The following is a 10,537-nucleotide window of genomic DNA, read 5'->3' on the forward strand; positions in this document are numbered from 1 at the left end:
AGCACATGGATACAAGCACATGGATACAAAAGGTCGCGGCCGATCCCGGGCATTCGCACTGGTACATCGAGGGCTTCCGTTCCATGGCGCGCGCGCGGGTGACGACCTGGCCGGCGAGGCTCGCCTGGTGGACGCGATGGTGCCGCGCGGCGCCCGCATCCTCGACGCCGGCTGCGGCTCCGGCCGGTTGGGCGGGTATCTGGCCGCGGCCGGTCACCAGGTGGTCGGTGTGGACGTCGACGCGGTGCTCATCGAGGCGGCCGAGCAGGATCATCCCGGGCCGCGCTGGCTCGTCGGCGACCTCGCCGAGCTGGACCTGCCCGCGCGCCGCATCAGCGAGCCGTTCGACGTCATCGTATTGGCCGGCAACGTCATGACCTTTCTTGCCCCGAGCACCCGCGTGCAGGTGCTGAGCCGGGTGCGTGCCCACCTCGGCGGGGACGGTCGGGCGGTGATCGGGTTCAGCGCCGGGCCCGAGTACGAGCCCGCCACGCTGCGCTACCGCCTGCTGCACGCCGCGGCTCGCTCGGGCAAACGATCCCGCTACCCGATCCTACGGATCCCCTAAACCTGGCCCTGGGCAAAAGAATTCGCCGCCGCCGTCAACCGCATCCCCGCTGTACTCTGCCCCTGCGGGCCCGTGTCCAATGGACCCCAAGAAAGGAGCAACCCACCCCGGGACCAAGGAACCCGGCGTCACCGCACGATACGCGGCGACGTCGCCTACCACGAAGTCAAAAATCAAGATCAACCCGCGATCTCAGCAGCCGGCAGAGCAGAACTCGGATCACCGTGAAATCTGAAATTTTGAGGTTGATGACGCGCGAGTTGGCTGACGACACATCGGTGGCCAGCTGCGTCAGCGGCAACACGTGTGCCTGGCAGCGGGCGGTGTCGGACACGATGTCGTGAGAGGCGAGCGAGGGTAGTTCGTCGGGGCTGTCGGCACCGGCGGATCCGGTGAAACAGGGGCTGGGCATGGATTGCTCCTGGGCGGCCCACGTCTTGTGAGCCGACTCGATGCGGATCACGATCTGCTCATCAAGGTCGCCGTAACAGGTGCGTGACGCCGGGATCGTGCCGTGGCGGGCGCTGTTACGCGCCGCCCTCACCTCGATGAGCGCCGCCTGGTCGATCTCGCCCGGTGATCGCCGCATCGTCGGCACCGACGCCACAGCACCGACCAGCCGGTGCTGGTTGCGCGGCGCCGCGGTCCCGGCCCGGTTTTGCGCGCCCCGCCGACAGACAATCATGCAAGACCTCAGGGCGGGGACACCGCCGCTGACACAAAGTTGGTTAGACCGGTCGCATCAGCCAGCATGCGTGGGATCGCGTTCCCGGCGTGCCCGGCCACGTCGTCACCACGCACCTCAATCCGCAGACCGCAGGCCCAATCCGTAGTAGCCTAGATTTGAAAGATGTTCTCCGCGCCTCGATAATCCGATCGTTGTAACATCGAATATCGTTGAGGCAGTGCACCTTTCGCGTTCACGACACCCGACACAACTCAATTCGGTGAAAGATCGAGGTGGGATGATCGGTCGGCACGGCGGCAAGCGGAGTCGTCGATCACGGACCGCCGGGGCTTGTCGGCGCCGCCGGGTGATCGGCCCGTCTGCGGGGGCTGGGGCGTTTGTGGCGTTGTGGTTGAGCCCGTTGGCCGCCGTACCGCCCGCTCACGCCGACATCATCGACGACGTGCTGTTCAACGTCATCGATTTGATCGCCCCCAGCCTGGTGGTCGGCGCGGTCGATCCTGGTTCGGCGGCCGGTGCGGTGGATCCGACCGGGGGGGTGGATGTGGGCGCTGTGATGAGCGATCTCGGCTTGGGGGGCGCCGGCGCTTCTGTGCCCGGCGGCAACGCGGTGGCTGAGGCGTTTCACAGCGATTTCTACCTGCCGCTGCACACGGCCTTGGAAACCTGGATCGCCAGCCCGTTGGGCACGGATGTCGACAAGGTGCTCAACGAGCTGTTTTCGCCCTTGACGACGGGTTTTTGCGGCCTGATTTGCAACGGCTCGTCGGGAACCGAGGCCGCCCCCACCGGCGGGGACGGGGGGCTGTTCTTCGGTGATGGCGGGACGGGTTGGAGCAGCACCGAGGCCGGGGTGTCCGGTGGTGCCGGCGGGGACGCCGGCGGCATCGGCAACGGCGGTGACGGCGGCGCCGGCGGGCTGGGCGCCGACGGCGGGGCCGGCGGCAACGGCGGGGAGATGGGGGGCAACGGCGGTGAGGGCGGTGACGGCGGGGCCGGCTACCTCAATAGCGATGGGCACGTGGTCGACGGCGGTGCCGGCGGGCCCGGCGGCAACGGAGGGAATTTCGGTAACGGTGGTGCCGGCGGGACCGGCGGCAACGGGGCTAATGGTGCTCCGGTCGCTCACGCCACCACCTCAGGCGCCACCGCCGGCGGCACCGGGCAAACCGGTGGTGACGGCTGGGTCGGTGGTGACGGCGGGGCCGGCGGTAAGGGCGGTACCGGCGGGTTGTTCGGCAATGGCGGTGCCGGCGGGCTTGGCGGCAACGGCGGGGAGGGCGGCAACGGTGCAGCGGGCGCGGCGGGAGCGGCCAATGGCGACAGCGGTGGACAAGGCGGCCAGGGCGGGGTCGGTGGCGACGGCGGGGCCGGGGGCGACGGCGGGTCGGGTGGGCCCGGCGGCAGCCAGGGCCCGGGCGGGCACGGCGGCAACGGCGCTCCAGGCGGCAACGGCGGCCAGGGCGGCGCCGGCACCGACAACAGCGGTAACTCGGGAGTGCCCGGCGGTGTGGGCGGGACCGGCGGTGCCGGGGGTGCCGGGGGCAATGCCGGCGCCGGCGGTATGGGTTCCACCCAAGGGGCGGCCGGCGGCGCCGGATCCGGTGGAAAAGGCGGTGACGGAGGCATCGGCGGCGAGGGAGGCAGCTCGGCCAGCGGCGGCGACGGCGGTGACGGCGGGCACGGCGGCGGCGGCGGTGACGGCGGTGACGGCGGCCCCGCGACCGGGGGCGGCACCGGCGGCAAGGGCGGTAACGGCGGCGCCGGCGGAAGCCCCGGCCAGGGCCCTGACAACTTGGCCAACAACGTGTTCTTCGGCAGCGGCGGCAACGGCGGTGCCGGCGGCGATGGCGGCGGCGGCGGGACCGGCGCCAACGGCGCGACTGGCGACGCCCCCGGCTTCGCCGGCGGGGATGGCGGCGCCGGCGGCCAAGGCGGCCAAGGCGGCGGGGCTAGCCAATCAGGCTTCGGCTTCTACGGGTCCAACGGCGATGGCGGTCCAGGCGGCACCGGCGGCTCCGGCGGCGACGGCGGCGACGGAGCCGCCGGTGCCGACAGCGCCGGCGCCAACGGCGGTGACGGCGGCAACGGCGGGGCGGCCGGCGGCGGCGGCGCACCCGGCGACGGCTACTACGACAGGCCCGGGATCGACGGCCCAGGTGTCGTAGGGACGGGCGGTGCCGGCGGCACCGGCGGTGCCGCCGGAAACGGCGGTGCCGGCGGGCAAGGCGCCATCGGCTTCGTCGGCGGTACCGGCGGCACCGGCGGCCAAGGCGGCAGCGGGGGCACCGGCGGCGGCGGCACCGGCGGCTTCGGACAAGGCATGAACGGCGGAAACGGCGGCACTGGGGGTGCCGGCGGCGCCGCGGGCGACGGAGGCGCAGGCGGAATCGGTGCCCGCGGTGGCTTCAGTGGCCACGCCGGTCAAGGGGGCAATGGTGGCGACGCCGGTGACGGCGGCAGCGCCGCATACGCCGGTTCCGACGCGCACGGCGGTGACGGGGGCACTGGCGGCAACGGTGGTAACGCGGGCGCCGCCGATGGCGGCACCGTAGCCAGTGGCGGTGACGGCGGCAACGGTGGTGTTGGCGGCAGCGGCGGCCCGGTCGGATCGGCGGGGATCAACGGCGCCGGCGGCGTCGGCGCCCCCGGCGGTACTAACGGCACCCCGGCCTTGCAGAACGAAACCGTCACGCTGACGACATATGGTCCTTTCCCGATAGCAGACGTCTCGGTGAACGGCGGACCGATGGTACCCGTGCTGATTGACACCGGATCCACCGGTCTTGTTATCGAACCCCAATACGTAGGAGCAGAAACCCCGCTGGGCTCCGAGGTCTTCTCGGGTTCGTTCGTTTATGGCAGCTCGCCCGTGCTTAACTACGACACGTATGACACGACGGTGGATTTCGGGAATGGACTCGACACTGCCCCGACCGCCGTTGACCTCCTGACTACGACGTCAGCAGTATCTTTCAGGGACTACTTGGGTAGTGTTCCCGTAGATGGCGTTTTGGGTGTTGGGCCCAATGATGGTTACCCGGGCACCAGTACTGTGATCACGGCTTTGCCGGATACCCTCAATCAGGGCGCACTCATCAACGAATCCAAGGGCGCGTTGGAGTTCGGTCCCAACCCGTTACCGGGTCGTGTCTCGGTTGCTGGTGCGCCGATTGCCTCCCTGGACGTGCGGGTCAACAACGGGCCTTTGATTCCTGTGTCCTCCGTTTTCATCGATTCCGGTGGTGCATACGGGGCGATCCCGTCATCGATACTAGACACCGGTCAGACCTCCGGGACCGTGCCGGCCGGAACACAAATCTCGTTCTTCGCCAGCAACGATCAGACGTTGCTGTACTCCTACACGACAACCGCGACGAACGGGCCAATAGTTACCACGGGAGACTTCACCAGCACCGGGGATACGCCCTTCAACCTCGGACCGGTGTACATCGGGGAAAGCCCCAGCGGTTTCGGGACGACAACCTTTGATTATTAGTCGGCCTCAAAATTTGGCTCTATTGCCATGAATGCGGATGACCTCACGTGTGGTACATAGCACACCCCACCCCACCCGACCCACATTCATGGCAATAGAGCAAAAAAGATGTTCTCCGCGCCTCGATAATCCGATCGTCGTAACATCGAATATCGTTGAGGCAGTGCACCTTTCGCGTTCACGACACCCGACACGACTCAATTCGGTGAAGGATCGAGGTAAACGCAACATCCGCGCCGGCGACCAGTTCCTCGCGGACACGCTGCCCACGATCCTAGACTCACCCGCGTTCCAGACGCAGCGCACCGCCATCTTCATCACGTGGGACGAGGACTCCGACAATCTGTATGCGGGCATCGGCAACGAGGGAAACCACGTCCCGATGATCGTCATCCCGTCACGGAACTCCGGGGTGCGCCAAGGCCTCATCGATGCGGTCAACTACAACAACCACTACAGCCTGCTGCGCATCGAAGACGCCCTCGGCCTTCCCCGGCTGACCAACAACGACCGATTCGCCCAGCCCATGAACGAATACTGGCCGTAGTTCTGATCGGTTGCGGCCCAAGGGATCGAGCCAGTGGCGTGGCTCGGGTGACCGGAGACGCTAGCGCCCGCGGCCGGGACGCCGCCGGCGCAAGTAACGCTCGAACTCCGCGGCCAGCGCGTCGCCGTCGATTTTGCCGACCGCCTCGTGCAGGTCGACCTCGGCGTCGCCACGCTGCTCGAGCGCGGACACGTACTCGGCGATCTCGTCGTCCTCGGCGGTCATCTCGGTGACGGCCTGCTCCCACTCCTCGGCCTGCGCGGGCAGATCCCCCAGCGGCACCTCGATGTCGAGCACGTCCTCGACCCGGCGCAGCAGCGCCACCGTGGCCTTCGGGTTGGGTGGCTGCGAGACGTAGTGCGGCACCGCCGCCCAGAACGTCACCGCCGGGATCCCGGCGGCCACGCAGGCGTCCTGGAACACGCCGGCAATGCCGGTCGGGCCCTCGTAGCGGGTTTCGGTCAGGCCGAAACGCCGCGCCGCGTCCGGTGAGTAGGCCGCGCCGGACACCGGCACCGGCCGGGTGTGCGGCGTGTCGGCCAGCAGCGCCCCCAGGATGACGACGGTGTCGACGTTGAGCTTGTCGGCGATGGCCAGCAGCTCGGCGCAGAACGTGCGCCACCGCATGTTGGGCTCCACGCCGTTCATCAACACGACGTCGCGGTCGGCACCAGGCGGGCGGCAGTGCGAAATCCGCATCGCCGGCCACACCAGCTCCCGCGTGACACCGTCGACCTGGCGGATCACCGGCCGGTTCACCTGGTAGTCGTAGTAGGCCTCGTCGTCGATCTCGACGATCGGATCGGCCTCCCAGATGGCGTCCAGGTGTTCCAGGGCGTCGCTGGCCGCGTCACCGGCGTCGTTCCAGCCCTCGAACGCCGCCACGACGACGGTGTTGTGCAGATCGGGGAGGGCGCAGGTGCGATCCGGCAAGGTCACAGCATCAGACTACGGCGTTGCGCCCGGCGACGAGGCAGACCGCGCAGGTCCGCGCGTCAGCCGGGCACTCGACCGGCAGCCCCGGCCGCGAGCGCAGCAACCGGGACATGCGGGCGGACCGACTATGGTGTCGGGGTGATGTTCGCCCGAGATCATGCCTACGACACCGATCTGTTGGACAGCCTCTCGCAGCGTGTCATGGTCGGCGACGGCGCGATGGGCACCCAGCTGCAGGCCGCGGATCTGACCCTCGACGACTTCCGCGGGCTGGAGGGCTGCAACGAGATTCTCAACGACACCCGCCCCGACGTGCTGGAGGCCATCCACCGGGCCTACTTCGAGGCCGGCGCCGACGCGGTGGAGACCAACACCTTCGGCTGCAACCTGTCCAACCTGGGCGACTACGACATCGCCGACCGCATCCGCGACCTCTCCGAAAAAGGCACCGCGATCGCGCGAAGGGTGGCCGACGAGCTGTCCACCCCCGACCGCAAACGCTACGTGCTGGGGTCGATGGGCCCGGGCACCAAGCTGCCGACGCTGGGTCACACCGAGTACGCCCTGATCCGCGACGCTTATGCGGAGGCCGCGCTGGGCATGCTCGACGCCGGCGCCGACGCCATCCTGGTGGAGACCTGCCAGGACCTGCTGCAGCTCAAGGCGGCCGCGCTGGGCTCGCGCCGGGCGATGGCGCAGACCGGCCGGCGCATCCCGGTGATCACCCACGTCACCGTGGAGACGACGGGAACCATGCTGCTGGGCAGCGAGATCGGCGCGGCGTTGACCGCGATCGAGCCGCTGGGTGTGGACATGATCGGACTGAACTGCGCGACCGGGCCGGCCGAGATGAGCGAGCATCTTCGGCATCTGTCCCGGCATGCCCGCATCCCGGTGTCGGTGATGCCCAATGCCGGGCTGCCGGTGCTGGGCGCGCACGGTGCCGAATACCCGCTGCGGCCCGACGAACTTGCCGCGGCGCTGTCCGGGTTCATCGCTGAGTTCGGCCTGGCGCTGGTGGGCGGCTGCTGCGGCACCACGCCTGAGCACATCCGCCAGGTCGCCGCCGCCGTCGCCGGCGTGACACGGCCCGAGCGGCAGGTGAGCTACGAGCCGTCGGTGTCGTCGCTGTACACCGCCGTCCCGTTCGCCCAGGACGCCACCGTGCTGATGATCGGGGAGCGGACGAACGCCAACGGCTCCAAAGCTTTTCGTGAGGCGATGATCGCCGAGGACTACCAGAATTGCCTGGACATCGCCAAGGACCAGACTCGTGACGGCGCGCACCTGCTGGACCTGTGCGTGGACTACGTCGGACGCGACGGGGTGGCCGACATGGCGGCGCTGGCCAGTCGGCTGGCCACCGCCTCGACGCTGCCGATCATGCTGGACTCCACCGAAACCCCGGTGCTGCAAGCAGGTTTGGAGCATCTGGGTGGGCGGTGCACGATCAACTCGGTCAACTACGAGGACGGCGACGGGCCGGAGTCGCGGTTCGTCAAGACCATGGAGTTGGTCGCCGAGCACGGCGCGGCGGTGGTGGCGCTGACCATCGACGAGGACGGCCAGGCCCGCACCGCCGAGAAGAAAGTCGCGATCGCCGAGCGGCTGATCGCCGACATCACCGACAACTGGGGCGTCGACGAGTCGTCGATCCTGATCGACACGTTGACGTTCACCATCGCCACCGGTCAGGAGGAGTCACGCAAAGACGGTATCGAGACCATCGAGGCGATCCGCCTACTGAAGAAGCGCCACCCGAACGTGCAGACCACGCTGGGCTTGTCCAACATCTCGTTCGGCCTCAATCCCGCTGCGCGCCAGGTGCTCAACTCCGTGTTCCTGCACGAGTGCCAGGAGGCGGGCCTGGACTCGGCGATCGTGCACGCCTCGAAAATCGTTCCGATGAACCGCATCCCCGACCAACAGCGTCAGACCGCGCTCGACTTGGTCTACGACCGCCGCCGCGACGGCTACGACCCGCTGCAAGAGCTGATGGCCATGTTCGAGGGCGTGTCGGCGGCGTCGTCGAAGGAGTCCCGCGCCGCCGAGCTGGCCAAGCTGCCGCTGCTGGAGCGGTTGGCGCAGCGCATCGTCGACGGCGAGCGCAACGGCCTGGAGACCGATCTCGACGAGGCGATGACGCAGAAGCCGCCGCTGGCGATCATCAACGAGAACCTGCTGGCCGGCATGAAGACCGTCGGTGAGCTGTTCGGCTCCGGGCAGATGCAGCTGCCGTTCGTGCTGCAGTCGGCCGAGGTGATGAAAGCCGCTGTGGCCTATCTGGAACCGCACATGGAGCGCTCCGACGACCCAGAAAATTCAGCCGGGAAGGGCCGCATCGTGCTGGCCACCGTCAAGGGCGACGTGCACGACATCGGCAAGAACCTGGTCGACATAATCCTCTCCAACAACGGCTACGAGGTGGTCAACCTCGGCATCAAACAACCGATCTCCACCATCCTGGACGCGGCGCAGGAAAAGAGCGCCGACGTCGTGGGGATGTCGGGCCTGCTGGTGAAGTCGACCGTGGTGATGAAAGAGAACCTGCAGGAGATGAACACCCGCGGGGTCGCCGGCAAGTTCCCGGTGCTGCTCGGCGGCGCGGCGCTGACCCGCAGCTACGTGGAGAACGACCTCGCCGAGATCTACGACGGCGAAGTGCATTACGCCCGAGACGCTTTCGAGGGCCTGAAGCTGATGGACACCATCATGAGCGCCAAACGCGGCGAGGGGTTCGACACCGACAACGCGGAGGCCGTCGCCGCCCGGGAGAAGGTGGCCGAGCGCAAGGCGCGGCATGAGCGGTCGAAACGTATTGCGGCCGAGCGCAAGGCGAACCAGACGCCGGTCGAGGTGCCGGAGCGCTCCGACGTGGCCGCCGACGTCGAGGTTCCTGTGCCGCCGTTCTGGGGATCGCGGATCGTCAAGGGTCTGGCGGTGGCCGACTACGCTGGAATGCTCGACGAGCGGGCGCTTTTCCTGGGCCAGTGGGGTCTGCGCGGGGCCCGGGGCGGCGAAGGGCCGTCCTACCAGGACCTGGTGGATACCGAGGGCCGCCCTAGGCTGCGGTACTGGCTGGACCGGCTGTCCACCGACGGTGTGCTCGCCCACGCCGCCGTCGTCTACGGCTACTTCCCGGCGGTCTCCGAGGGCAACGACGTCGTACTGCTCGCCGAGCCGAAACCCGATGCCGCGGAACGGTTCCGGTTCACCTTCCCGCGCCAGCAGCGCGGCCGCTTCTTGTGCATCGCCGACTTCATCCGGTCGCGGGCGCTGGCCGCCGAGCGCGGCGAGGTGGACGTGCTGCCGTTCCAGCTGGTGACGATGGGCAACCCGATCGCCGACTTCGCCAACGACCTGTTCGCATCGGACTCCTACCGCGACTACCTGGAGGTGCACGGCATCGGTGTGCAGCTCACCGAGGCGCTGGCCGAGTACTGGCACCGGCGGATCCGCGAGGAGCTGCGGTTCTCCGGCGACCGGGCGATGTCGGCGGAGGATCCCGAGGCCGTCGAAGACTACTTCGCGCTGGGCTACCGCGGCGCCCGGTTTGCATTCGGCTACGGCGCCTGCCCCAACCTGGAGGACCGCGCCAAGACGATGGTGCTGCTAGAGCCGGAGCGCATCGGGGTAACACTTTCGGACGAGCTGCAGCTGCACCCGGAGCAGTCCACCGACGCCTTCGTGCTGCACCACCCGGAAGCCAAGTACTTCAACGTGTGAGTGGCAAGCACCGTGCCGGCACGGCGCCGGGACGCCGGATGCTCCGCGTGGCTCAGCGTTCGATCGACGACGGCAGGGGACGATCGGCGTCCAGGTTTCCTGCGCGTGATACGCGTCGAGCACCGGCCGTTCGTCGATGAGTTCGTAGTAAGGCACCGAGAATCCGCAGGCGTCGGCGATCCGCTCGACGTAGATGACGATGACGGCGCGAATACCTTGATGGTGAAGTCCGAAATACTTTCTAAGAGTGTGGAAGTGAGCATCGTCGGAGCGTACGACTCGCCCTGTCCCGAACAGGCGCAGAATTCGTGAGTTTGGGGCAAACGAGCAGAACATGACGGTGATACGGCCGTTGTGTCGCAGGTGCGCGAACTGCGGCAACGACTCGTCGAGGTGCGAAAAGACCTTCGCCAGCGGAGCCTACCAACGCGCGTCAGCAGGCCGCGGATGAGATTTGTCTCAGTCCCGACTTGGCTCGAATTGGTGCACACCGTGGGGCGGTCACGTCGCGTTGGTCACAACTGCCACAGGTGTCTCTGCGCCGGTCGGCACCCGAGGTGCCCGGCTCACAGC

5 protein-coding genes and 1 pseudogene are annotated in these 10,537 nt (G+C 68.3%); 4 read left to right on the top strand and 2 right to left on the bottom strand.

The features are described from left to right. Positions 1–5: 5 nt before the first annotated feature. Positions 6–484 (top strand): annotated as a pseudogene (locus tag ABDW21_RS13680) (class I SAM-dependent methyltransferase); the annotation flags it as partial. A gap of 250 nt (positions 485–734) precedes the next feature. On the opposite strand, the gene ABDW21_RS13685 reads toward ABDW21_RS13680, so the two are convergent. Beyond that, positions 735–1,175: a hypothetical protein gene (locus ABDW21_RS13685; RefSeq protein ID WP_343710574.1), complete on the bottom strand. Its 441-nt coding sequence runs from the start codon at positions 1,173–1,175 to the stop codon at positions 735–737. 460 nt (positions 1,176–1,635) lie between these two features. On the opposite strand from ABDW21_RS13685, the gene ABDW21_RS13690 reads away from it, so the two are divergent. After that, positions 1,636–4,755, top strand: a complete 3,120-nt coding sequence (locus ABDW21_RS13690) for a PecA family PE domain-processing aspartic protease (RefSeq protein ID WP_343710575.1) — start codon at positions 1,636–1,638, stop codon at positions 4,753–4,755. A 205-nt stretch (positions 4,756–4,960) separates the two neighbouring features. After that, positions 4,961–5,302: an alkaline phosphatase family protein gene (locus tag ABDW21_RS13695; protein WP_343710576.1), complete on the top strand. Its 342-nt coding sequence runs from the start codon at positions 4,961–4,963 to the stop codon at positions 5,300–5,302. A 60-nt stretch (positions 5,303–5,362) separates the two neighbouring features. Here the strand turns inward: ABDW21_RS13695 and ABDW21_RS13700 are convergent, their stop codons facing one another. Further along, the gene (locus tag ABDW21_RS13700; RefSeq protein ID WP_343602905.1) at positions 5,363–6,241 is read right to left on the bottom strand and encodes a PAC2 family protein; all 879 of its coding nucleotides are present in this window, start codon (positions 6,239–6,241) and stop codon (positions 5,363–5,365) included. Between the two features lie 138 nt (positions 6,242–6,379). Here ABDW21_RS13700 and metH point away from each other — a divergent pair, with 138 nt between their 5' ends. Continuing rightward, positions 6,380–9,964, top strand: a complete 3,585-nt coding sequence (gene metH, locus ABDW21_RS13705; RefSeq protein WP_343602907.1) for a methionine synthase — start codon at positions 6,380–6,382, stop codon at positions 9,962–9,964. Positions 9,965–10,537 lie beyond the last annotated feature (573 nt).

The sequence above is a fragment of the Mycobacterium sp. genome (assembly GCF_039583805.1).
Taxonomy (GTDB): Bacteria; Actinomycetota; Actinomycetes; order Mycobacteriales; family Mycobacteriaceae; genus Mycobacterium.